Origin of the sequence: Endozoicomonas sp. ISHI1, assembly GCF_024606225.1 — a bacterium.
Lineage (GTDB): Bacteria > Pseudomonadota > Gammaproteobacteria > Pseudomonadales > Endozoicomonadaceae > Endozoicomonas_A.
On sequence record NZ_JAGRPU010000043.1, the window covers coordinates 1 to 23333 of the forward strand.

The window sequence follows — 23333 nt, forward strand, 5'->3', positions numbered from 1 at the left end:
TCCTGCCAGTTGGCTCCTTTCAGAATCACCCGCTGTCCGGCCCTTAATGACTCAAGCCTGCCGGGGATGTGCTGAATTCGCCCCTGTTGATCTACTCCGGGACCGCCCAGCAGTAAGTGTCGCCAGTGACTGTGCAAGTGACAGTCAATGAGAACGGTATGGTCATCATCCACGTTGCCTTCGACACCGGGGAGTTCAGCCAATACCGGAGGAACCTCGTTGATCTTCATCGCCTGGTCACTACCGGTCTGTGCGTTGAACTGCCAGGTATTTCCCGGCCGATTAATTCGCCGCCAAAAATCAGCACCCGGAGCGCCATCAGTCGGGCCAACCGATGCCAACTGTGCAGGATCTGCCAAAACCATTAAAGCAACATGCTCTCCCAGTGGGCTTTTCTTTTGGCTGACTTTGTCGTACAGGCAGGGGTTATCCGGGTCCAGTAGGTCGTTAAATTTTGGCAGCTCCTCACTGGTGAGTTCGCGGATATCTATCACCAGGGTGAGTGGCTTTGGACTTTCAAACAGCTTGCCTGAACCCAGAACGTGGCAACCGTCGTCAGAAATGCTCAACCGGCTCAACAGATTAGCCTGTGAGAGGTCATCGGGGTGGGAGATAAGCGTGACATCACATTGTCCCTCGCCGGTCCGGGCCACTAAAAGCTGTCGTACCTCGTCATCACTGGTGACAAAACGAAAATCGAAGGAATGAGGGACTTTTCGGAGCGGGGAATCTATTGCGGATAGGCTTCTCGCTCTGTCAGGCGATGCAATCGGAGTTGATGATAGAGTGAGTTTGGAGGTTAACTTATCGCAGATTTCTACCCTCTTTGACGATGAATCCAGCTTTGCTCTCTTCTCGGCTGGTATGTCACTACCCTGTAGATAACTATGAGTCACGTCACTAACAAGAGAGAGTTTGTTTATATCTCCACCAACTTGACCATCCATAGTCATTCTCCTTCCCGTGATCTAAAGGACTGCATTGAAATCATTTGCTTATACGTAGATTTGACCTTCAGACAGGATAAAAGTTCGATTCGGATAGATACCGGCAGAGCAATTGCCTTTGTAGGGGGGACAATTTCGTAACGAATCTTGATATAAAAGAGAGTGTGGGTACTCGCCAGCAGGTATAACTGCAAGCTTATTAACTCAAGCTGAATGATTCCCGGCTCTGCGAGCGCCTGAAGTGATTGAGCCCGAAAGCTAGCTGAAAATGACTTACTTCATCATTGCCGGGAATGTCTGTAAATTGCTCATATCTTCAATCTTTTTCTTTTCTGGCTTCCAGCCGATTATTTCTTCTGTTCCCAAGTCTGATTGAAGCGTCACCGGGTAATCAAGTGCCAACCAGGAAAAGTAGCCATCCCTGAAAAAAAACACTCTCTTGTAACCCCAGAGTGCAGCAAGGTAACTCGCGATCGCTCCCCTCATGTGGTAAGTGCTGTTGCCATAGATGACGATGGGCGTTTTCTTATCCAGAGCACCAGGCATAAACAGCTGTCTGAAGCCAGCCCTGAGATCCAGACTTTGAGACCGCTCAATATGCCCCCATTCCCACTGTTGATATGGCCTCACATCTATAAACAGGGCTCCCAGCTCATGAAGGCGCTTGGCCTGATGGGTATTAATGGTAACCACGTTTTTAATATTGACTGGCGCTTCTTGTGCGGACAAGAAACAAGAGGAAAGGGCCAGAAAGCACGCCGCAAGATAAGAATTCCATTTCATTTTAATACAGGTCCGTTATAAGACTGCTTAATAAAAACTACTTGATAAAAACCACTCAATAAAAAAGTATGTGGAGCAAGGGCCTGCGTACATTCCAGCCACAGGGTTTGGAGAAACAATGACCTTGGATAGAAACAAAAATACTTATTTCAGAGCTTGGGGCCCCCATACTCAAGGGCCCCTCTGGGTACACTGGAGGTTTAACCTAACCAGTGATGGAGCTTGGCTCTCAATCTGACAGCTGCCTGGGAGTGAATCTGACTGACTCTGGACTCGCTGACGCCCAGAACCTTGCCAATTTCCTTGAGATTCATCTCCTCATCGTAATAGAGCATCAGGACCAGCTTTTCCCGCTCGGGCAACTTCTCTATAGCTTCTACAAGGGCATACTTGAACTTCTCTTCCTGAATATCGGCCGATGGGCCGCGGTCTCCAGAACGGGCCTGCATTCTGGACTCTTCGCTGTCGAACAGTTCTTCAAAACTGAACAGTCGACAACCACGAAGGTCACTGAGAATGGTGTAGAATTCATCCAGATTGACCTCCAGCTCCCGGGCCACTTCGAAGTCTCTGGCGTCTCTTCCCAGGCGGGCTTCAACCTTCTGAATAGCCTCAGTCACTTTGCGACTGTTTCTGTAAACGGATCTTGGTCCCCAGTCACCTTTTCGGATTTCATCCAACATGGCACCACGAATACGGATGCCGGCAAATGTTTCGAAACTGGCACCTTTACTGGCATCGTACTTTGAGGCAGCTTCCAGCAAACCGATCATACCTGATTGAACAAGGTCATCGATCTGAACGCTGGCTGGCATTCTGGCGGCCAGGTGGTTTGCAATTCTTTTTACCAGAGCCTTATGAGTTTCAACCATTTCGGTTTGAATCAGTTTCTGACTCTTTTCCTGATTGGCTTTCGTAGCCTGCACTTCCTGTGCTGTAGCATCCATGCTTATACCCTCTCTTTTATTCTTGTTGGTAAGAAGAATTCGATACGACCCCTTGGCGGTGTAACCGGTATCGCCATTATCTGATGAGCAATACGGGAAATAGCTTTCGAAGCCCGGCAATCCGGATTGACTTGCAGCAGAGCCTGCTGACGGGTGAGCGATTCTGCGACAGCCTTGTCGAATGGAATCGCCCCCAGATAACGGAGAATAATTTCTACTTCATCACTCAAGTAGGATTGCAGTCTTTCAAACTGGTTCGAACCGTACCGACGGTTACTGACGGCATTTACAATCACTCCAAAACGACGAACACCGTATATTCTATAAAGCATACGGATCATCCTCACAGCATCCAGCAGTGACACAACCTCCTGATTGATGACGATAAGAATTTCTCCCGCTGCCTGAATAAGAGCTACATTGTCCGGAGCCAGTCCGGGTGCGGTATCAATGACGAGGGTATCCAGAGTGGGGGCCAGTGACTCCAGGCTTTCTATCATTCGGACAGCATGACCGGTTTCTACGGTCTCCCGCCAGATAGGCTCCCCTTTTGGCGACAACACCTTCAGACCCTGAGGGCCATCCTGAATAAAACTTGAAAAAGAGTCGCTGGCATCGAAGTGAGTCATATCCAGCTTCTTCTCAAGCCCAAGACTTATTCCGACATCAGGAACAGCAAGGTTTCCATCCATTAGAACAACACGTCTACCGTTGTTTGTAAGAGCCAGTGCGAGATTGACTGCAACTAATGTTTTACCTACTCCACCTTTACACCCCGCAACTGCAATAATTTGTTTTGTTGATGAGTTCATGGCTTTCAGCTTCTTTTAAGTGATTACTGCACAAGATCTGGAATCAAAAACGTTTTTTATTTTTTACTGCCTGTACCTTATTAATAACAAGAGCCGTGCCAATTTTTTAAAATGCCTGTTTTTCAGGCATAGCCATATCACTGACGCGGCATTATTTTGACCAGACCTCAACCAAACTCCATAACAAACTGTTTTTATTGATATTTTTTTTAACCAGCCGAATCCCCGACACGTTACTTTTTTGACAGAGTCAAGATCACTCTCAACAAAATAAATCAATCGTCGTTTTATTGAAAAATAAAAAGAAAGTTATTTGACACTGTCATTTTATAGTGACGTATTGCTGTCGCATAAAAATTTATAGAAAAGTAAAAAGTGCTATTTAACTGACTTAATAAAGATTAAAAATGGAAAATTCAAAAAACGACAAAAGAAAGTTAGTTTTAACAAACTGAAAAAAACTTACCCGAACGAAAGAAAGTGCCAAATAAATCAAAGTCACTGATCATTTAACGAACCATAAAAACGACCTTCTTTTAAGTAAAAAAAGAAAGACAGCTATCAAATAAAATTTTCAGGATTTCAAAAAACAAAAACGTTCTCGACTACTTTTTTCAGAAGAAGACGAAACCGTAACAGAGTCGATATGATGACAGGGAAAGTGCAGACAAAAAAAATGGCTATCAGCTCACGCTGACAGCCATTTTTTTGAAACGAGCTGATTAACGCATGGTTTCTTCATAACGATGAAGACCATACTTTCTCATTTTCTCAACCAGAGTTGTTCGGCGAATCTGAAGTTTGTCAGCCGCTCTGGCCACAACGCTGTTGCAGTCACTCAAAGCTTGCTGAATCAGACTTTTTTCCAGCCGGGTCAAAAATTCCTTTAGATTCAGCCCGCCCACAGGAAGGATCGCTAAATCATCGACTTTTCCAGGCCCTGCAGGTTGAATACTGTCCGGGAACAACTCGGCAACACCGTCATCATCAGAAATAGCTTCCATATGACGAAAATTCTGCGGCAAATCCTGAACACCTACGACACCGTATGGGTACATGATCGCCAGTCTTTCCAACAAATTGGACATTTCCCTGACGTTACCTGGCCAGTCATGACGGCACAGCGATAAAATGGCAGCAGAACTAAGACGAATGGAGCCACGACTCTGTTTTTCCATTGCGCTAACCAACTCATTGAGGATCAGAGGAATATCTTCCGGACGATCCCTTAGCGCCGGCATTTCAATGGGAAATACGTTCAACCGGTAGTACAGGTCTTCCCTGAACTCACCAGACTCAATCATTTCAGAAAGGTTTTTATGGGTAGCCGCTATGATTCTGACATCCACGGAAATCTGCTCCGAACCACCTACTCTTTCAATAGTGCGTTCCTGTAGAACCCTGAGCAACTTAACCTGCATGTGCAGCGGCATGTCACCAATTTCGTCAAGAAACAGTGTGCCCCCCTGTGCCAGTTCAAACCGTCCTTTTCTTGAGCTTACCGCACCGGTAAAAGAACCTTTCTCATGGCCAAACAGTTCACTTTCCAGCAATTCATTAGGAATGGCACCACAGTTTACCGGCACAAAAGGCATATCCCGACGATGGGAGTGGTCGTGCAGATTTCTGGCCACCAGTTCTTTGCCAGTTCCTGACTCACCGGTCACCATAACATTGACGTCACGGTTGGCCACCTGCGCCATGGAAGCACGAACTTTACGGACTTTGTCACTTTTACCCACCAGCCCACGGAACAGTTCTACCTGCTGGTTCATGCCGGTCTGATGAAGTTGACGCCATTGCTCGCGATACACCTGACCGTAATGCAGGCAAGAGAGTAACTGCGAACGATTGCAGGGCCAGTCAATGCGGGCAATAATCTGTCTGCGTAGAGAAGATTGAAGGTTTTCAGGAATCGGGTCGGCTATGCGAATGACGGGAACCCCGCCACTCCAGTTCTGTATGCGGGCGATCATCCCCTGCATTGAACTTTCTGCCTGGAGAAAGTCTCCAAGAAAAAGCGCACAGAAACCATTTTTGTCGGATTCCCTGATAGCATCTTCCCAGTAGGCGGAACTGACCGCTCTGGTACGATACCCCATAAACTCAATAATGGTACCTAGATCATGTCGGCGCTGCTGAGAGTCTTCTATGATCAATACCTGATCTGCTGCATCCATTGTAACGACTTTCCTTGTCATCAACGCAATGAAAATAAACAGCCTTGAAATAATATGAATCGCAATAAGCAAACTCTTATTAATTCATTTAAGGTCTAAAATTCTATTTCGTCAAATTTCTTCGTCACTTTAATTCATTTTTCGTTTTTTTTACAAAATATGACGTGAAATAGCCCTATTCATGGATCGTTTGCTGTAATAAACAGAGCATTCTATCCATCAAAAGCTGATCTCTCTGATTTTACCGCACTTTCTATGGCACCTTCTGTGACAAATTGCTGGTTTTCAGGCACTGAAGCCGAAAAGATTAACGGGAATTCCTTTTATCTATCCATGACCGAAACACTATCCCTGCCAGGTCCGAAACCCTACTGACTGCTATGCTCACACTTTTACCTTTTCCCGTCAGGACTTTATGCACTCACTGAATCCCGACCTCATTGACCTGTTCAGAGCCAAAACTGCCCAGCGAGGAGTTGATTACTTTCGTCGAAATAAGGTTATTTCACTGGAATTAGATGATGAGACAGGCATTCTAAGTGGGCAAGTCAAAGGTTCAGAAGGCAGGGTCTATCTGGTCGATATTGAGCTGAACCCTTATCCGGATGATCCTGCTGAAGATGCTGTATCAGGTACCTGCACCTGCCCCATACAGTTCAACTGCAAACATGTCTGTGCCCTAATGCTCAGGGCAGAAAAGCATTTTGGGCGCGGATCGAATTAATGCATTGCCGGGTGAAGAAAACCGGGACAATACTGAGTCAGAGGTCGACGAAATGTTCACTGATCTGGCTCAATCGTGCATTCCCGAAAAAGGCGCTCAGGCACTACCCTGCCGGATGCCCCACCACTGGATAACAAAGGTGTGGAAGAAGCTTGACTGTCGGCAGTTGTTATAGCTTCCGGAACAGCGCCATTTACGGCACCATCAAAAAGGCCCTGCAAAACAGGGCCAAGTTCATACACAAAGGAACTGACTGGGGATCAGAACACGTATTGCAGGCGGCTTACGATAGCGCTTCCCTTATCATTTTCAATGTTTTCATTGGTTTTGCCTTGAACATAGTTCAGGCTGGCACGGATATTCTTGGTCGCAAAGTAGTTCACGCCCAAAGTAGTGGTTTTCAGCTCAAGATCATCACTCACACTATCCTGGTCGATAGTAGCCTGAGTGTAACGTGCAAACACTTCCCACTGACCACCGGTTGGCTTACCAAAAGCACCTTCTTTATAAGTGCGCTTGCCACCATCCAGCATGTAAGAAATCTGTCCATAGTAGCCGGAAACTTTAGCGTCGCTGTTAGCGTTTTTAGACTTCATGTCTCTCACTGCATATTCACCCTGAAGCTGGAGTGATTGGAACTGCCCCGCCAACTCCAGAACATACTCAGAATCTTTATCAACGTTTGCGACCGTTACAGTCCTGTCTGCACCTTTTTTAGCGCCTAAGGAGGACTCTAACTCAACATCAGAACCACCATCCGGATTCTTGTTGTAATAGTTCAGACCCAGATGAAGCAGCATGTCATCATTCATGATGGGGGCATAGGTAGCACGCAAGACATAACTGGCAGTCCGTTCTACTTCTGGCTTATCTTCTTCCGCCTGTCCATCATGATGAATACCAAACACGGCGGTATAGTTATCACCACCGGTTGCTACCTGAATACCGTAGTCATTACCTTCATCGCCTTGCAGGAAGTCATACATCATGGGACGCTCAATGGCCATAATCCAGGAAGAGCTGACAGTATTTTCCAGTCCATAGTCACGACCCCAGCGACCCAAAGTCACTTCGACAGGTTTGAAGCCAACATAACTGATTTTGGCATCATCCAATTCAATTGAGTCGTCGCTTTTGGTTTTCAGCTTGAGCTTGTATTTCCAATCAGTGTACGCCTTACCACTGAAACCAATCTCGGCACGACGAATATAGCCTTTACGGGCTTCAGCGTCATTACCACTGTCTGCAACATAAAGATCATCGAGGCTTGCATAGTCCCACTGTAACTTGCCGCTCACCTTGAAAGAAAAAGCGCCGTCTTCTGTTTTCAGCGCAAGACCACCATTCTTGGTGCTGACGATTATATCTTCACCTTCTGTCTTGACGACACCAGCATGGGCAGAAGAGAGGGTCAGACCCGCAACAACAGCGGCTACCGCCAGAGAAACAGGTTTACGTTTCATTAAAAAACTCCATTTATACTGTGTTTTAGTATTTATTCATTCGTTCTAAGGAACGGTGTGTCGGCATTTTTTATCATTTACAATCCGAGAGTCCTTGCCGCCTCGCCAGACTTAGAAGCATGGCTGCAAGACCCTCATGGCTGTTTTTTTATTAACTGCGGGTGAGTATATTGGGCTGAAAATATTTCTTGGAGGTGACAAGAAAAAGAAGGTTTTATGACGCTATAATTCATCCCAATAAAACGCTGGCACCACTATTTAAGAGTCTGGGACGACTCTTAAATATTTCAGAGTGCACTTGCAGCCATAAGATACATTGAGACCAAAAGGGCAAATCCCGGCAGGTTATTAATGGAGTTTGCTTTACTGATAAGGCCTTGCCTGACGCTAGCTACACTGCCTATATTGACAGTCAGGGTCGATTTCCATTGCCTCGGACTGGCATTATCGGGTAGTGCCTCGAACAAATAAACGTCGCCATTCCGGTATTCGGGTTTGAGAATCACCAGACGCTCGCCTGCATGCTGACATAACCAGCTATCAACAATGGTTCCTTTCTCATTCAGCAGACTGACCTTGCTGTTGGGCGCTTCACAAAGTACGACCAGCGGGTGATTATCTGCTTCAGAAATATGTTTGGTTTGAGTCTGGTTGTGGCCGATCGACCACACTAACTCAATGGGTCGTGGCAGTGAATAATCATACCCGCCTGAAGTCCTTACAATGACTGTTTCGCTAAACACTTCGGCATCAGCGTCAATGTAATCATAGGTCTCAGAAACAGTAGCAGGAACAGGAACAGGAACAGGAACAGGAGTCGCTTCAGGAACATCAGTCGTTCCATGACAAGGGCCGGTTGCAGGACAAATATTTGACTTGGGATCAAATGGTCCACGGCAGTTGGGATCGGGGTCACCAGGTAGTTTACAGAAGTGAACCCTGATGCGCATATTATGTGTAAGGCAATTTCCACCTTCACTGCGCTCGATTGAAGTCTCCGAGCCATCGGATGTGGATATCAAATAGTAATCTTTACCCCCTTCCGGGATAATTTTATTAAGACGTTTAGGAAAAGTCAGTGACATATGATCAACAATCCCTGGATTATCGCATCGATAAAGACCTGCATTAGGCTCATACTTTTTATCTATCCGACAGTTATCGTAGCTCGTTTTGTTGTGGGATATCCATAAATTTTCGAAGGTTGCATAGTATTGTCGATCTTTAAATCGTTTCCTTACAACAAGTTTAAGACTTGGGCAAATAATCTTTATCTCTGAATTTGGAGTCATGTATAGGGTTGTATTCACCTCGTGCGAAAATAAATCCGGTTCCCAAAAAATGCTTTCGTAATGAACACGCCCATAGCACACTGGCGACAGTTGCAATAACAATACGAATCCGAATAAAACAGACTTCATGTTCTTTTCTCCAGTACAGCTCAGGAACAAAAATAGCAGAAATTTCTGCCAATCCATGCCTTTTTTCTTTTCGCTAAAAGTTCACGATTTAACCGAACCTTTGGTGCACTAAAGGAGCGGCTATTGGAGGTTTTAGATTATTTAGCGAGAATTGCTCACTTACGGCAATCCAAATGCCGCTACTACAGAACAATCATGCCTCAATAAACGTCGATTATCGCTCAAACCTCTGTTTGGCAATATTCATGCAATTACCGGGGCGCGCCAGCCAATGTAATGCTATACAGTTGTGTGTTTAAAAAAGTCAGGTGACTGTTATGCTCCATTTGTCTTTCCGCGTTTCCTGGAGAAAGTCCGTTGTAGTCAACTTACTGGGACTCGCCATACTACTCCAGCTGGTTGAGGCTCATGCAAATATTCACAACCCTTCAATATTTTGGATGACTGAAGCATTTTCAAAAAATGTGAATAAAAGCTTATCCCTAAAGTATGAATCAATAGTCTATTTTGTTTGTTATAATAGTGTCATTTATCTAAAGCCGAGTGAGATTCATAAAAATCCCAGCGAGCTATATGACAACCTGTGGCAAGTCGATAGAGCTGACTACGACCAATGTAAAGTGGATATCAGCAAGTCTACAAGTTTACTTTTAAAAAAATGCAAAGATCCGTTTCAAATATCCACACACAGGGCAATCTTTAGAGATTATGCTGCCGGTAATCTTCCAGTCTATAAAAAAGGTCATTCCTACTATTTTATATCCACAGCGAATGGTGCCAAGTCTTCACTCGATGACCTTGATGGCGGTCATTGCCGATCTCATAACATGCGACTTGCGGTGTATGTTTGTAAAGTCAATGATCCCGAATGCAGTGATAAAAAGCCTGAAACAACGACCTATCCTGAAACAACGACCTATCCTGAAACAACAACTTATCCTGAAACAACAACTTATCCTGAAAAAAGGATTTATACCGGGAAAGGGAATCACAGTGAAACAGTGAATTACACCGAGACAACGACTTACCCTGTTACAACAACTTATCCAGCAACTGCTCCAACAGTTCATAGTCGTTCAATTAAACAACCTTTTGAACTCGTCTGGAATATTCGCCATAACGAGAATCAGAACCTGCAAATTAACAAGGACTCAGAATTTCCGATCGTTGCGCTTTGCAAAACTAACAGTGTCATTAACCAGCTGGGTGACGAAGGTGAAACTCTCAATAGCTGGCTATGTCAGAGTGGGGATCAGCACTTGGTCATTCTAAGACCAAAATATAATAATGGTGATGTTTATATCTTTGAAGCATTTCCCGAGGAAGGAAGCTCGCTGGTATGGAAATCGTCCCTGACCGTGAATATAGCAAGTGCGAATAACCTTGAGTATCTTGCAAGTGAGGCAACCCCATCTCCCCGCTCGCCAGCACTTGCTTTTCTGATTTCATTGTATCTCTTTACTGTAAGCGTGTGGTGAACGCTATTTAAGACTGGTCAGGTCACGGCCCCTTGCACTTCTCATCCATCAGCCGCAAGTTCGTCTGCAAATGATCGGGCAGGGGACGATTCTTAAGCCTGTCAGTGTAGGCTTGCAGCAATAAAATACATTGAGGCCAAAAGAGCAAATCCAGGCAGGTGATAGAGGGAGTCTGCGTTACTGATAAAGCGTTGCCTGACGCTACCCACATTGTCTACATTGACAGTCAGGACCGATTTCCATGGCCTCACGCTGCCATACCCGGGTAATGCCTCAAACAGATAAACGTCATCACTGCGATATTCGGGTTTGAGAATCACCAGACGCTCGCCTGCATGCTGGCATAACCAGCTATCAACAATGGTTCCCCTGTCGTTCAGCAAACTGACCTTACTGTTGGTCTCTTCACAAAGCGCCACCAACGAATGATTCGCTGCTTCAGAAATATGTTCGGTTTGAGACTGGTTGTAGCCAATCACCCACACTAACTCAACAGGTCGTGGCAATGGATGATTATACCCGGCTGAAGTCGTTTCAGTCGCCCTTGCATTAACCGTTTCAGCCATTGTTGTGGTAAACGTTTCGGTATCAGAGTCAGTGTCATTATAGATTTCGGAAATATTGGTAGGAGCAGGAGTCGTTACAGGAGCAAGAGTCGTCACGGGAGCATGAGTCGTTAAATGATAAGGTTCAGCAACAGGATCGGTTGCAGGACAAATATTTGATTTGGGATCAAGTATTCTACGGCAGTTGGGATCAAGGCTATCAGACATTTTTGCTTCACAGACATGAATCCTGACACGCATATTACGTGTATGGCAACGCCCACCTTCACTACGGTGGATTGAAGACTCAGTGCCATCAGATGTGGATATCAAATAGTAATCTTTTCCCCCTTCAAATAAAGTCGGAGTGCTAGGAGGTGCGCTAGAACGACTACGAAAGATCAGTGGAATTTTATTCAATTTTGTAGGATCAGGGCATAGGTAAAGGACTGCTTTAGGATCATACTTTTTATCTATCCGACAATTATCATAGCTCGTTTTATTGAAGGCCAACCATACATTTTCGTACGTTGTAGAGACTTGTCGATCTTTGCCCCGATGCTTTACAACAATGTCAATGCTCGGACAGATAACATTTATCTTTGCATTTAGCCTTACATACAGGGTTGTATTCACCTCATGCGAAAACAAATCCGGATCCCAAAAAATGCTTTCGTATTCATCAACCGCATAACATACCGACAAAAGATGGAATAACAGTGCGAGTCCAAATAAAACAGGCTTCATATTTTTTCTCCATTACAGCTCAGAAACAAAAGTAGCAGAAATTCCTGCCTACCCATGTCTTTTGTCTTTTCACTAAAAGTTCACGACTTAACCGAATCTTTAGTGCTCTGAAAGTCTGCTATTTTACCGTGGCACACAAGCCAATGTGATGCTATAGAGTCGGGTGTTTAAAAAAATGCTCAGGTGGCTCTTATGTTCCATATATCTTTCTATGTGTCGTGGAGAAAATGTATGAAAGTCAACTTAGTCGGTCTCGTCTTGCTACTCCATCTGGCTAAAGCTCAAGCAGGCCACAACCCTTCAATCATGTGGACTATTGATGCATTTTCAAAAAATGTAAATGAAAGCTTATCCGTACTGCCTCGATCAGTGACATATTTTGTTTGTGGTAATGTTGCCATTTATCTAAAGCCCAGCGAGCACTTTAAAAATCCTGACGAAATGTATGATAACCTTTGGCAAGTCGATAAAGCCGACTATGAACAATGTAAAGTAAATATCACCAAGTCTTCAAGTTTGCTTTTGAGAAAATGCGATACACCTGCTCTTATTCGTTTCCACAGGGTACTATTTACTGAATACGGTGCTGTCGATTCGAGAGTCTATTTGCCAGGTCATTCCTACTATTTTATATCCACAGCAAATGGTACTAAATCTTCACTCGATAACCGTGAAGGCGGTCATTGCCGATCCCATAACATGCGACTTATGGTGTATGTCGAACCCGTCAAAGAATCTGAAACAACGACTTATCCTGAAACAACGACTTATCCTGAAACAACGACTCATTCTGAAACAACGGCTTATTCTGAGACAGGGAATGACACTGAGACAACGACTTACCCTGTGATAACAACTTATCCAACAACTGCCCCAACAGATTTTAGTGATTCAATTAAACAACCCTTTCAACTCGTCTGGAATGTTCGCCATAACGAGAATCAGAATCTGCAAATTAACAAGGAATCAGCGTTTCCCATTGTTGCACTTTGCGAGACTAACAGTGTTATTAACCAGTTGGGCGATGAAGGTGAAATCATCAATAGCTGGCTATGTCAGAGTGGGGATCAGCATTTGGTTATTCTGCGACCAAGATATAATAATGGTGATGTTTATATCTTTGAAGCATTTCCCGAGGAAGGAAGCTCTCTGGTATGGAAGTCGTCCCTGACCGTGAATATAGCAAGTGCGAACAACCTCGAGTATCTTGCCAGTGAGGCAAGCCCTCCCCCCAATTCGCCAGCATTCGCTTTTCTGATTTCATTGTACCTCTTTACTGCAGCCGCATGGTGAACGCTACACGCTTTTAGTAAAATCGATACTTGATGATCGATCCTTAAGAAGGGCTAGCAGCCTGTCGGACTTAAGCGTCCGTAGCGAGGATTACAAGAAATTGAGGATAAAAATTTCTGCTTCTGAGGAGAATAGCGAGCTATTTGACGAAGAAGCAGGAATTTTTAGACCAATTTATTGCAACCGCAGTAGGACAGCTTTAAGTCCGACAGGCTGCTAGAACTAATAGCCCTCTTCTATAACGCTTTCATCCTCGTCAGAATCATCATTGTATTCGTCATCATCGTACTCTCTGTCTTCGACCTCATATTCGACCTCGCCTTCTGATTCAAAGTCCTGCTCCGGGTATGAAGTCGTTTCATTCTGATGCAGATCTTCTTCGCCGAAGTCGAACTGCGCAGAATCAGTATTATTCTGTTCTTCAAAAAGATCCATTTCGTTGGCAACAGTAAACCCGAGCCCCAGAATAGCCAAAATGAAAACAGCCCCCTTCAAAAGGTTTTTCATGGACATAGCCTCCCTGCCAATCCGTGTCACTATGAGTTAACGACTTTTATCAGATTTCCTGAACCTCTTGCCAGAGCTTCCTCAGACGTTTGTCGGATACCGGGAAACGGGTTCCCAGTTTCTGGGCAAATAGTGAGACGCGATACTCTTCCAGCATCCAGCGGTAAAGCATCAGGTTTTCATCCACCATTTTATGCTTCTCATGAATGGCTTTACGTTTTTCCCAAGCCTTAAAAAGGGTAGCCAGCTCCTCTGACCAGGCCCTGTCTTTGTTGACCTGGGCAGGCAGTTTCTCCTGTCTTACCTCAATGCCTTCGAGGAATCTTGGATAGTGCCTGAGCCACTCAATGCCGGCATCACAGAGAAAACCGGGATAGATCAGCTGACCCAGATGCTGTTTGATATCGGACAGTGAAAAAGCCCGGTCAAAGGATAGGTTGCCCTTCAGTTGTTTACTGATGTTGTGAGCTTTCTGAAAAATCTCAAACAGCAAGTTATCCACCTCTTGCGCAAAAGGCACCAGCTGGTCTTTTCGCTCTTCAATCAGAGCGTTGAAAGCTGCTTCATCTCTTGGCCCCTTATTGGCAGATGACAGGGCAGGATCACCAACAAACACCTCTGAAATGAGGAACGCCTGAAGATCCGCCTCCAGTACCCTGGCTTGCATGATGCCTGTGGCCAGCAGCTTCACCTGTTTCAGATGCGTCATTTTCGTCAAGGCAAACTTCAACTGGCTGGACAGTTTGAACTGCAACAGGCGAGTCACACCCATGCGGTGAGTGGCTTCAGCCATGGCCTTGTCTTCAAACAGTTTCACGGCCACTGAACTGTTCTGATCCACCAGAGCCGGATAGGTTTTAAGTACCAGACCACCCACTTTACGGGTTATTTCTTCCGGCAGCTCACCACAAGTCCAGTCTTTCAGGCCTTCCTGCTCCAATGAACTGTCCGTGAGTCTGCGCATACTGTCTTCAGACTCCCGACCAAACTGTTCTTTGAGTCTGGTCAGATCACGGCCCTGTCCAAGCAGCTTGCCGTTCTCATCCATCAGCCGGAAGTTCATCTGCAAATGATCGGGCAGATCATGGCTATCCCAGTGCTCATCCAGAATACGCACACCGGACATACGATGCAGGTGATGTCCCAGTATATCGGTCAGGGGTTCATCGCAGACAGACATAGACTCCATAGCGCCCCGAATATAATCCGGTACCGGGACAAAGTTTTTGCGCACCGCCTTGGGCAAGGCTCTGACCAGGGCGACACACTTGTCGTAAAGCATACCGGGCACCAGCCATTCCAACCGGTGTTTAGGCAACAATCTCAGAGCCTGTACCGGTAATGTCAGCGTCACCCCATCGTCCGGGGCACCTGGTTCAAAATGATACGACAGTGGTAGCTCCAGTCCGTCCCAGCGGAAACAATCCGGGTATTTGTTCTCAGTTACCTCACCTGCGTCGTGCCTCATCAGATACTCTTTGGTGAGGTACAACCGCTGAGCATCCTGTTTCTCAGCTTCCTTACGCCACTTTTCAAAACCCGCTCCGTTGTGGATATTGGCGGGCAGCTTTTCATCGTAGAACTGATAAAGGGTTTCCGGGTCTACCAGAATATCTCTGCGTCGAGACTTGGCTTCCAGTTCATCCACTTCCTGAATCAACGACAGGTTGTGGGACTGGAACTTGCCCTTTGACTGATAATGCCCCTCTACCAGAGCTTCCCGGATAAAAATCTCACGGGCTACCACGGGGTCAATAGCGCCATAACCGACCCGACGACGACCCACAATAATCAGGCCGTAAAGAGTCACCTGCTCAAACGCCAGCACCTGAGCTCTTTTCTTCTCCCAGTGGGGTTCAAAATAATTTTTTTTGACCAGATGACCCGCCAGCGGCTCAATCCACTGAGGCTCAATTTTGGCATTGGTGCGGGCAAACAGTCTGGAGGTTTCCACCAGCTCAGCCGTCATCAGCCACTTGGGCTTGCGCTTATTCAGTGTTGATGACGGGAAGATATAAAAGCGACGGTTACGCGCACCCAGATAATCCCCGTCATCGTCTTTGCTGCCCAGATGAGAAAGCAAACCCGCCAGCAGGGATTTATGAATATCCGCATAACTCGCTTCGTCATCATTCACTTTCAGACCGACCTCTTTACAGGCCAGCGCTAATTGCCGGTGCAGATCCCGCCACTCACGCATTCTCATAAACGACAGGAACTGCTGTTTGCAATATTTACGCAACTGGTTCTGGGACAGCTGCTGACGCTGCTCTTCATAGGTATTCCAGAGCTGAACCAGACTCATAAAATCCGAGTCGTCGTGATAATGTTCACGGTGTCGCTGATCAGCAGCCTGCTTTTTCTCTGCCGGTCGCTCTCTTGGGTCTTGAATCGCCAGAGCACTGGTGATGACCAGCAATTCGCCAAGAGCACGGTTTTTATCGGCTTCCACCAGCATTCGGGCCATTCGGGGATCAACCGGCAATCTGGAAATCTGCTGACCGATGCGAGTCATACGACGTTTTTCGGTGACGGCACCCAGCTCCTGCAACAGCTTAAAACCATCGTTGATCGCCTTGGTATCCGGCGCATCGACAAAAGGAAAGGCAGCAATATCACCCAACCCCAACCGGAGCATCTGCAAAATAACCGCCGCCAGATTGGTTCTGAGAATTTCGGCATCGGTAAATTCAGGACGTCCCAGAAAGTCTTCTTCAGAATAAAGTCGGTAGCAAATACCTTCTGCTACACGACCACATCGACCTTTTCGCTGATTGGCCGAGGCCCGGGATATCGGCTCAATGGGTAGCCGTTGAACTTTCGAACGGACACTGTAACGGCTAATTCTTGCCGTACCCGGGTCAATAACGTATCGAATCCCCGGTACGGTCAGGGAGGTTTCCGCTACGTTGGTGGACAGGATAACTCTTCGACCACCGCCATGAGGCTGAAAAATGCGGTTTTGTTCTGCCGCAGAAAGGCGGGCATAAAGAGGGAGAATCTCGGTATGGGCCAGCCGGGCGTCCTTGAGGAACTTGTTGGTTTCCCGGATTTCCCGCTCACCGCTGAGAAATACCAGCACATCCCCCAGACGTCCGCCATTGCGTGAACGTTCGAGCGCTTCTATATCTCGCAGACAGGACAGTATGCCCTGCTGAGCCCTCAGGTCCGCATCCCGACCTTCCAGTTCCAGATCTTCCAGGGGGCGATAATTGACATCGACGGGATAGGTTCGGCCAGACACCTCAATGACAGGCGCATGGTCAAAATGCTTTGAGAACCGCTCAACATCGATGGTGGCCGAAGTGATAATCAACTTCAAATCGGGTCTTTTGGGTAACAGAATTTTCAGATAACCCAGCAGGAAATCAATATTCAGGCTGCGCTCATGGGCTTCATCAATAATGAGGGTATCGTAGCGGTTGAGGAAACGATCATTCTGAATCTCTGCCAGCAAAATACCATCGGTCATCAGTTTAATCAGGGTATTCTGATTGCCATGATCAGTGAATCGAACCTGGTAGCCTACCTGTTCACCCACAGGCACTTTCAGCTCCTGCGCTATCCGGCTGGCGACTGAACGCGCTGCCAGTCTTCTCGGCTGAGTGTGGCCTATCTGACCAACAATGCCCCGACCGGCTTCCAGACAGATTTTCGGAATCTGGGTGGTTTTGCCGGAACCTGTTTCACCCGCAATAACAACGACCTGATGTTTTTCAATCGCTTCACGGATCTCATCACGACGGGCTACCACTGGCAGCGCCTCATCGTATTCAATCTCAGGAACAGCCTGTTGCCTTTCCTCAACTCTGGAAGTGGAAAAAGCGATTCTTTCCTGCAGCTTATCCATCGCCGCCTGATCGCTGGTTTTCAGTCTCTGAATCTGCCTGCGAATGGGAAAACGATCCCTGACCATGCATTGGTCCAGAGCGTCATACAGTGCTTTCTTCTGTGAGTGGCCGGACACTCATATCTCCCGGAAAATGCATTTCAATCAAAACGCGCGATTATACTCGCTCTGAGCCTTGATATCCGTTTTTCTTTTCTAGGAGGCTGACCGGCGGGCCAGGTATTTAAAGCTCTCGTTTTCTCAACTCTGCATCACGTAATTAACGACAAAAAATCTTACCGGGATCAGTGGTCGGCAATGCCTCCCGAAATTCAATCTGTTCAGACACTTTGAAGCCGGTCAGATGCTTGCTTTTCAGTTTCCCCGATAGAGAGCCGGTTGAAAAAAACCTTAAATCATTTACTAATTGTTTCATTTTTGCCATAAGATGTTTAGTGACTATACGAGACAAGTCTTGAACCGCCCTACTCCGCCTACCAGATAAAGGGACTTACCCAATACCCAAGGCTAAAGAGCAGAATTTCAACAATAACCAGAGCAGCTCCACGGCATGAAAATTTACACACTGAAAAGCGACGACCATAACATTCCTCTCTATTGTTGGAATCACCTTCCGGAATGCGTCAACCGCAAAGGCATTGTTCACATCAGCCATGGCATGGCGGAATATGGACAGCGTTACCGTTCTTTTGCCACAGAACTGAATCAGGCAGGCTACATTGTCTTCGCTCATGATCACAGAGGGCACGGTGCCTGTATTGAGCAAAATGGTGAAGGCTATTTCGCCAGGCAGCGTGGCTGGCATAAAGTGGTGGATGATCTGGCAACCGTTGTTGAGTTTATCCAGAAAAAATTGCCCGGCGTCCCGCTGATCCTTATGGGTCACAGTATGGGGAGCTACATTCTTCAGAGCTATCTGGTCCAACATACTCCCAGGCTGGCAGGCGCTATTCTCTCCGGCTCAAATTATGCTCCCAGACTGTTACTGGAAGCTGGCCTGCTAATAGCCAAAGTTGAATGCCGCCGACAAGGCAAGAAAGGCATAAGCCCACTGATCAGGCAATTGACCTTCTCCAGCTACAACCGCCAATTCAAGCCAAATCGAACTGAGTTCGACTGGCTCAGCAGAGACCCGGATGCGGTGGATGACTACATCGCCGATGAACTCTGTGGTTTCCACTGCAGCAATCAACTGTGGCACGATCTCTTCAGGGGGTTGCTCCACATCAGAGCCTGCCACCACCTTAAACAGATTGAATCGGAGCTGCCTGTTCTGGTCATGGGCGGTGAAAAAGATCCGGTCAGCGCTCCGGAAGGACAACAGAAACTTACCAAAGCATTACGGAAAGCCGGTTTAAAAAATGTCACACTGAGCCTTTATCCTGAAGGCCGTCACGAAATGTTGCATGAAACGAATTCTCAGCAAGTGACACAACGCCTGTTACAATGGATTGATCAAACAATCAGGAGCAATGAATGCTCTTCAGTGAATGACACCATTCCAATGGTTACAGAGCCCTGATCACAAAAAGTCTCTCAGGGCATTAATGGATTTTCAGTCGGCAGTATTTACTGCCGCCCTTTTTTGTTATTTTGCCTCTAAGGGCCAATGATAATGCGTAAACTGGAAAACACCCCGTTTGATGAGCTAAAAATCGGGGATAAAGAAACTCTGACCCGAACACTGACCGAACAGGATCTTCTGCTGTTCGCCAAAGTGTCCGGTGATACCAACCCGGTACATCTGGACAAGGATTTTGCCGCCACCACCCAGTTTGAGGGACGGATTGCTCACGGAATGTGGACCTCCTCTCTAATCTCCTGCGCCCTCGCAACAAAGCTGCCCGGACCCGGCGGAATTTACCTGTCACAGGAAGTCAGGTTCATGCGTCCTGTCAAAATTGGTGACACAGTTACCGTTGAACTGGAAGTGGTAGACCTTAATGAACGTCGCAAGCGGGCAACCCTCTCCACGAAGGTGGTCAACCAGAACGGTAAAACAGTGGTTAAGGGCAAAGCAGAAGTCATGCCCGCCATTGAAAAAGTGGTGGTGGATGAATACCCGTTACCCGATGTAGAGCTGATTAACTGAGCCTGACCACCTTCAGCCGGTCAGCGTTTCCAGCGCTATCAAATTACTTAGGGCAACAGAGTTTTTCTGACCACACACAGCTCTGTCTGCCTTGAAACCAGAACAAACTTCAGGACGGTCAGACTGACCAAAGATTTTGCAAAGATTATTGTCATCAAGCTGAACACAACGAACCCCGGCGGGCTTGCCTTCAGGCATACCCGGTATAGCAGAAGAAATTGAAGGTGCTATACAACAGGCACCGCATCCGAGACGACATTCCACTTACCTACCCTCGTAATCCGAAAAACAATCAAAAACCCCCTGTTAATGAATGAAACTGACAGGCGGCGGCATTCTAATGCTTCGATGGCCCGATAGAAACAAGGATATCTCGCAAGGTACAAACACACATCCCGAAAGGTATATTTTTCACACCTGATAGGTTAGCGTAGCCGCGAATCATTGAAAGAAGTAAAGAAAGTTCATGACATCACTCCATATCTCCAGCCAGTTTGATGGCGGTAACATCAGGGTTATCAACAAGGACAATCCGGAGCATATTCAGCTGGAAATCAACAAAGACGTTAATTCCGGGTTTTATCAGTGGTTTTACTACCGGGTCGGAGGCGCTGAAGGTCAACCCCTGACTATGCATCTGAATAATGCCCCGGAATCATCCTACGCAAAAGGCTGGATCGATTACCGAGCGGTTGCCTCCTATGACAGAGAGCACTGGTTCCGTGTCGATACCGCTTACGACGGTGAAAAACTGACCATTCAGCACACTCCCGAATGTAATACGGTCTATTACGCTTATTTTGCCCCCTACTCCATGGAACGCCATCATGACCTGATTGCCTGGGCTCAGCAATCGGCCATTGTCCAGACGGAAACCCTGGGAGACACCCTGGACGGGCAACCCATGGACCTGTTAAAAATTGGTGCTGGCGAAGGCAAGCGCACATGCTGGGTCATTGCCCGACAACACCCCGGTGAAACCATGGCGGAATGGTGGATGGAAGGCTTCCTTCAGCGACTGCTGGACCCTGCCTGCCCGGTTGCTCGTGAACTGTTGAAAAAAGCCGTTTTCTACGTCGTGCCCAACATGAATCCAGACGGCAGCCGTCGTGGTTACCTGCGCAGTAATGCCTGTGGTGCCAATTTGAACCGGGAGTGGGCTGCCCCCACCCCGGAAAGAAGCCCTGAAGTGCTGCTGGTAAGGAACAAAATGGATGAGACTGGTGTCGACCTGGCTCTGGATGTCCACGGTGACGAAGCCCTGCCCTACAATTTTATTGCAGCGGCTGAAGGCATTCCTTCCTGGACCGATCGACTCAATGCTTTAACCGAAAACTATCTGCAGGCCCTGGTTCAGGCCAGCCCGGATTTCCAGACAGAATTCGGTTATCCAAAAGATGAACCCGGCAAGGCCAACATGACGGTTTGCACTGCAGCCCTGGCTGAACGCTTCGATTGTTTATCAATGACTCTGGAAATGCCTTTCAAGGACACAGTGGACTCACCGGATGAGTACCAGGGCTGGAGCCCTGAAAGAAGTCAGGCTCTGGGAGCCGCCAATCTCAATGCCATGTTCGCAGTCATTGACCACTTGCGCCAGGACGCTTAAATAAAGGGTATGGTCTTCACTCGGAAGGCCATGCCTTACAAAAAACATTTCCTACAAGATAGCCCGATTAAAGAAGATTCTGAGGAGTGACTGGCAACTATTCCGAAGCAAGCTACTGTGATTTAGCAACTTAGCGATCAAACCTCTTAACGGGAGTGTGCTTCATGAATTATATAAATCCTCAACTTATAAAATCAGGTTTAGTTTCACAACGGTTGTTGTTTTTTCTAACCTTCGCGACCCTGTCACTATTGATCAATGCGACACCGGCCAGATCTGAGTTTGCTGATTGTTCTCTCATTGTTAAACCCGACGGGGCATCTGCCGGATATGGTCGCTGTCCTGTCGATAAACGTTGTAACGCTTCAGATGTTGCAAACGATTGTATACCGGAGTTCGGACCCAAACTGAAAAATGGCCGGTTCGGTCCTTCTATTCGCCAATGGGGAAGTTCCAGAGTCGGGAGCCTGAACAAGCCTGTCGCTGTGGCAGAAAACCCCAATGCAAGAGGTCAGCTCTTTGTCTTGAACAGTGCCGATGACAGCATAAGCATCTTTTACTGTCCCGGTGTCAAGGCTTCATACGAGCCTGAACATCGTCGCGACCTGGCTTCCTGCCATTTCATGCACCGACCCACAGATATCGCCTTTGGTGGCTCACCCACCTTGGGTGATGTCCCCGAATTTAAAGGGCAGAAGGTTCATAATTTAAGCAAGACCGGAACATTTGCTACCACAGGTGGGAGCTGTAATGATTATACGGCATCTGCCTTTATGGGAGAGTATTTCACCCAGCGAACCTGCTCGGACTTTATGGGACCTTCTCTTTGGGCAAACAACCTTAAAACATTCGCTATTCAAAACAATAATTTTTTTCCAGATAATCTTAAAGAAAAGCCTTATGGTTCCCACATCGACATGGTTCATCAAGAGCCCTTCTCAATGGGCATCACCTGGGAAGGCCGGGAAGCCGGTTTTTGGTCATGGGACGTCGGCCCTGACTCTAAATATGGAAGTATTGTGTACACCAATATTACCCGCACCCATGGATATGGTGGGCATGAGCATAGCTATGCCTATCTCTATCGGTATGAAAATACAACCATGTATAAAAAGACGGGACGTAATCTTGTTCCCGGACACATGGCCAGATTCGACAGATACCTGTTCGTGGCCAATCCTGCAGGAGGCGTGATCAACGTTCTTGATACTGATAGCGGGACGGTAGCAGGTGATGTAAAGCACAGAGATGAATGGCGTGAAAAATACGCCGCTTACTCCAAAATATCAGGCGCCCGCTTTACTGAGCTCAGTGTCGCCGGACTTGAACTAAAAAGTCCCAGCGGTCTGGTCATTTCTGATAGTAAGCTGTTTGTCAGCGATTCTGATACTGGAAAGATCCATGCTATTCGCCTGGACACTTCAGGAAACCATACCTACATTGGCAGTATTCAAACACCCGCAAGCCAGATTGCAGGTCTCGAAGTCGATCAGAAGACCCAACGCATCTGGTTTGTTGATGCTGTGTGGCACACACTGAATGTTGTTGAACCCCTGTGCCAGAGCCGCGATGACTGTGAATCTGAATCACCCTGGGGTCAGGAATGCGCCCCTGACACCGATGAAAATGGCAAGACTGTTTGGCAAGCGCATCTGGATAGCTCTGGCAACCATGAAAATTGGCAAGGTTGCGCCAGATACTACTACTATGTGTGCCCGGGGGGTAATTCACATCAAAACAGCAAGCTTCCCGTTTGCCATGAACAGGGGGGCACATGGAGAGATGCGCTGGTAAGCTGGGTTGATGGCAAGAGCACCTGCAGATGCATGTCCTCTGAATCAAGTCGGATCGTTGCTTCCGCCTGGCTGCCACTGGGTGCTTTATCAGTACTGGCTCTTCATTACCCGCACAGGTAGTCATGCTTCAAGGAAAGAC

At 47.0% G+C, this 23333-nt stretch carries 20 protein-coding genes; 7 read left to right on the forward strand and 13 right to left on the reverse strand.

Going from position 1 to position 23333, the window contains the following annotated elements:
- From KBW69_RS19640 to KBW69_RS19660, 5 genes are all read right to left on the reverse strand, one after another.
- Window positions 1-947 (reverse strand): hypothetical protein (locus KBW69_RS19640; RefSeq protein WP_257281965.1); only part of this gene is annotated, 947 nt, incomplete at its 3' end.
- Window positions 948-1220: 273 nt separating this feature from the next.
- On the reverse strand, window positions 1221-1730 hold the full coding sequence (locus tag KBW69_RS19645) for a rhodanese-like domain-containing protein (protein ID WP_257281966.1): 510 nt from the start codon (window positions 1728-1730) through the stop codon (window positions 1221-1223).
- A gap of 200 nt (window positions 1731-1930) precedes the next feature.
- Window positions 1931-2677: an RNA polymerase sigma factor FliA gene (locus KBW69_RS19650; protein WP_257281967.1), complete on the reverse strand. Its 747-nt coding sequence runs from the start codon at window positions 2675-2677 to the stop codon at window positions 1931-1933.
- Window positions 2678-2679: 2 nt separating this feature from the next.
- On the reverse strand, window positions 2680-3489 hold the full coding sequence (locus tag KBW69_RS19655) for a P-loop NTPase (protein WP_257281968.1): 810 nt from the start codon (window positions 3487-3489) through the stop codon (window positions 2680-2682).
- 722 nt (window positions 3490-4211) lie between these two features.
- Window positions 4212-5669 (reverse strand): sigma-54 dependent transcriptional regulator, encoded by a 1458-nt coding sequence (locus KBW69_RS19660; protein WP_257281969.1) that lies wholly within the window; start codon window positions 5667-5669, stop codon window positions 4212-4214.
- A 415-nt stretch (window positions 5670-6084) separates the two neighbouring features.
- Between KBW69_RS19660 and KBW69_RS19665 the strand changes: the two genes are divergently transcribed.
- A complete protein-coding gene (locus KBW69_RS19665; RefSeq protein WP_257281970.1) occupies window positions 6085-6393 on the forward strand; it encodes an SWIM zinc finger domain-containing protein in 309 nt (102 codons plus the stop codon).
- 56 nt (window positions 6394-6449) lie between these two features.
- Here KBW69_RS19665 and KBW69_RS19670 read toward each other — a convergent pair whose 3' ends face one another.
- The 3 genes from KBW69_RS19670 to KBW69_RS19680 form a co-directional block, all read right to left on the reverse strand.
- Complete coding sequence (locus KBW69_RS19670) at window positions 6450-6635, reverse strand: hypothetical protein (RefSeq protein WP_257281971.1); 186 nt, start codon at window positions 6633-6635, stop codon at window positions 6450-6452.
- Between the two features lie 18 nt (window positions 6636-6653).
- Window positions 6654-7856: an OprO/OprP family phosphate-selective porin gene (locus KBW69_RS19675; RefSeq protein WP_257281972.1), complete on the reverse strand. Its 1203-nt coding sequence runs from the start codon at window positions 7854-7856 to the stop codon at window positions 6654-6656.
- Window positions 7857-8143: 287 nt separating this feature from the next.
- A complete protein-coding gene (locus KBW69_RS19680) occupies window positions 8144-9334 on the reverse strand; it encodes a hypothetical protein (RefSeq protein ID WP_257281973.1) in 1191 nt (396 codons plus the stop codon).
- 383 nt (window positions 9335-9717) lie between these two features.
- Between KBW69_RS19680 and KBW69_RS19685 the strand changes: the two genes are divergently transcribed.
- The gene (locus KBW69_RS19685) at window positions 9718-10755 is read left to right on the forward strand and encodes a hypothetical protein (protein WP_257281974.1); all 1038 of its coding nucleotides are present in this window, start codon (window positions 9718-9720) and stop codon (window positions 10753-10755) included.
- A gap of 101 nt (window positions 10756-10856) precedes the next feature.
- Here the strand turns inward: KBW69_RS19685 and KBW69_RS19690 are convergent, their stop codons facing one another.
- Complete coding sequence (locus tag KBW69_RS19690) at window positions 10857-11633, reverse strand: hypothetical protein (protein ID WP_257281975.1); 777 nt, start codon at window positions 11631-11633, stop codon at window positions 10857-10859.
- Between the two features lie 645 nt (window positions 11634-12278).
- Between KBW69_RS19690 and KBW69_RS19695 the strand changes: the two genes are divergently transcribed.
- The gene (locus tag KBW69_RS19695; protein WP_257281976.1) at window positions 12279-13340 is read left to right on the forward strand and encodes a hypothetical protein; all 1062 of its coding nucleotides are present in this window, start codon (window positions 12279-12281) and stop codon (window positions 13338-13340) included.
- 222 nt (window positions 13341-13562) lie between these two features.
- On the opposite strand, the gene KBW69_RS19700 is transcribed toward KBW69_RS19695, so the two are convergent.
- From KBW69_RS19700 to KBW69_RS19710, 3 genes are all read right to left on the reverse strand, one after another.
- Window positions 13563-13847 carry a hypothetical protein gene (locus KBW69_RS19700; protein WP_257281977.1) on the reverse strand — a complete coding sequence of 95 codons (285 nt, stop codon included), beginning with the start codon at window positions 13845-13847 and terminating at the stop codon, window positions 13563-13565.
- A 49-nt stretch (window positions 13848-13896) separates the two neighbouring features.
- Window positions 13897-17814: an ATP-dependent RNA helicase HrpA gene (gene hrpA / locus KBW69_RS19705; RefSeq protein ID WP_257281978.1), complete on the reverse strand. Its 3918-nt coding sequence runs from the start codon at window positions 17812-17814 to the stop codon at window positions 13897-13899.
- A 142-nt stretch (window positions 17815-17956) separates the two neighbouring features.
- A complete protein-coding gene (locus KBW69_RS19710) occupies window positions 17957-18112 on the reverse strand; it encodes a hypothetical protein (protein WP_257281979.1) in 156 nt (51 codons plus the stop codon).
- 135 nt (window positions 18113-18247) lie between these two features.
- Here KBW69_RS19710 and KBW69_RS19715 point away from each other — a divergent pair, with 135 nt between their 5' ends.
- Both KBW69_RS19715 and KBW69_RS19720 read left to right on the forward strand, forming a co-directional pair.
- Window positions 18248-19219: an alpha/beta hydrolase gene (locus tag KBW69_RS19715; RefSeq protein WP_257281980.1), complete on the forward strand. Its 972-nt coding sequence runs from the start codon at window positions 18248-18250 to the stop codon at window positions 19217-19219.
- 93 nt (window positions 19220-19312) lie between these two features.
- Window positions 19313-19789 carry a MaoC family dehydratase gene (locus KBW69_RS19720; protein WP_257281981.1) on the forward strand — a complete coding sequence of 159 codons (477 nt, stop codon included), beginning with the start codon at window positions 19313-19315 and terminating at the stop codon, window positions 19787-19789.
- Window positions 19790-19801: 12 nt separating this feature from the next.
- Here the strand turns inward: KBW69_RS19720 and KBW69_RS19725 are convergent, their stop codons facing one another.
- Entirely contained in the window at window positions 19802-20053 is a 252-nt protein-coding gene (locus tag KBW69_RS19725; protein ID WP_257281982.1) for a YkgJ family cysteine cluster protein, read from the reverse strand.
- 202 nt (window positions 20054-20255) lie between these two features.
- Between KBW69_RS19725 and KBW69_RS19730 the strand changes: the two genes are divergently transcribed.
- Window positions 20256-21398 carry a M14-type cytosolic carboxypeptidase gene (locus tag KBW69_RS19730; protein ID WP_257281983.1) on the forward strand — a complete coding sequence of 381 codons (1143 nt, stop codon included), beginning with the start codon at window positions 20256-20258 and terminating at the stop codon, window positions 21396-21398.
- Window positions 21399-21562: 164 nt separating this feature from the next.
- Window positions 21563-23314 carry a hypothetical protein gene (locus KBW69_RS19735; protein ID WP_257281984.1) on the forward strand — a complete coding sequence of 584 codons (1752 nt, stop codon included), beginning with the start codon at window positions 21563-21565 and terminating at the stop codon, window positions 23312-23314.
- Window positions 23315-23333 lie beyond the last annotated feature (19 nt).

What these genes read in the sequence shown, in the direction of transcription:
- KBW69_RS19645 (WP_257281966.1), bottom strand. Translation starts at nt 1,730, where the DNA reads ATGAAATGGAATTCTTATCTTGCGGCGTGCTTTCTGGCCCTTTCCTCT.
- KBW69_RS19650 (WP_257281967.1), bottom strand. Translation starts at nt 2,677, where the DNA reads ATGGATGCTACAGCACAGGAAGTGCAGGCTACGAAAGCCAATCAGGAA.
- KBW69_RS19655 (WP_257281968.1), bottom strand. Translation starts at nt 3,489, where the DNA reads ATGAACTCATCAACAAAACAAATTATTGCAGTTGCGGGGTGTAAAGGT.
- KBW69_RS19660 (WP_257281969.1), bottom strand. Translation starts at nt 5,669, where the DNA reads ATGGATGCAGCAGATCAGGTATTGATCATAGAAGACTCTCAGCAGCGC.
- KBW69_RS19665 (WP_257281970.1), top strand. Translation starts at nt 6,085, where the DNA reads ATGCACTCACTGAATCCCGACCTCATTGACCTGTTCAGAGCCAAAACT.
- KBW69_RS19675 (WP_257281972.1), bottom strand. Translation starts at nt 7,856, where the DNA reads ATGAAACGTAAACCTGTTTCTCTGGCGGTAGCCGCTGTTGTTGCGGGT.
- KBW69_RS19680 (WP_257281973.1), bottom strand. Translation starts at nt 9,334, where the DNA reads ATGGATTGGCAGAAATTTCTGCTATTTTTGTTCCTGAGCTGTACTGGA.
- KBW69_RS19685 (WP_257281974.1), top strand. Translation starts at nt 9,718, where the DNA reads ATGACTGAAGCATTTTCAAAAAATGTGAATAAAAGCTTATCCCTAAAG.
- KBW69_RS19695 (WP_257281976.1), top strand. Translation starts at nt 12,279, where the DNA reads ATGAAAGTCAACTTAGTCGGTCTCGTCTTGCTACTCCATCTGGCTAAA.
- KBW69_RS19700 (WP_257281977.1), bottom strand. Translation starts at nt 13,847, where the DNA reads ATGAAAAACCTTTTGAAGGGGGCTGTTTTCATTTTGGCTATTCTGGGG.
- KBW69_RS19710 (WP_257281979.1), bottom strand. Translation starts at nt 18,112, where the DNA reads ATGAAACAATTAGTAAATGATTTAAGGTTTTTTTCAACCGGCTCTCTA.
- KBW69_RS19715 (WP_257281980.1), top strand. Translation starts at nt 18,248, where the DNA reads ATGAAAATTTACACACTGAAAAGCGACGACCATAACATTCCTCTCTAT.
- KBW69_RS19720 (WP_257281981.1), top strand. Translation starts at nt 19,313, where the DNA reads ATGCGTAAACTGGAAAACACCCCGTTTGATGAGCTAAAAATCGGGGAT.
- KBW69_RS19730 (WP_257281983.1), top strand. Translation starts at nt 20,256, where the DNA reads ATGACATCACTCCATATCTCCAGCCAGTTTGATGGCGGTAACATCAGG.
- KBW69_RS19735 (WP_257281984.1), top strand. Translation starts at nt 21,563, where the DNA reads ATGAATTATATAAATCCTCAACTTATAAAATCAGGTTTAGTTTCACAA.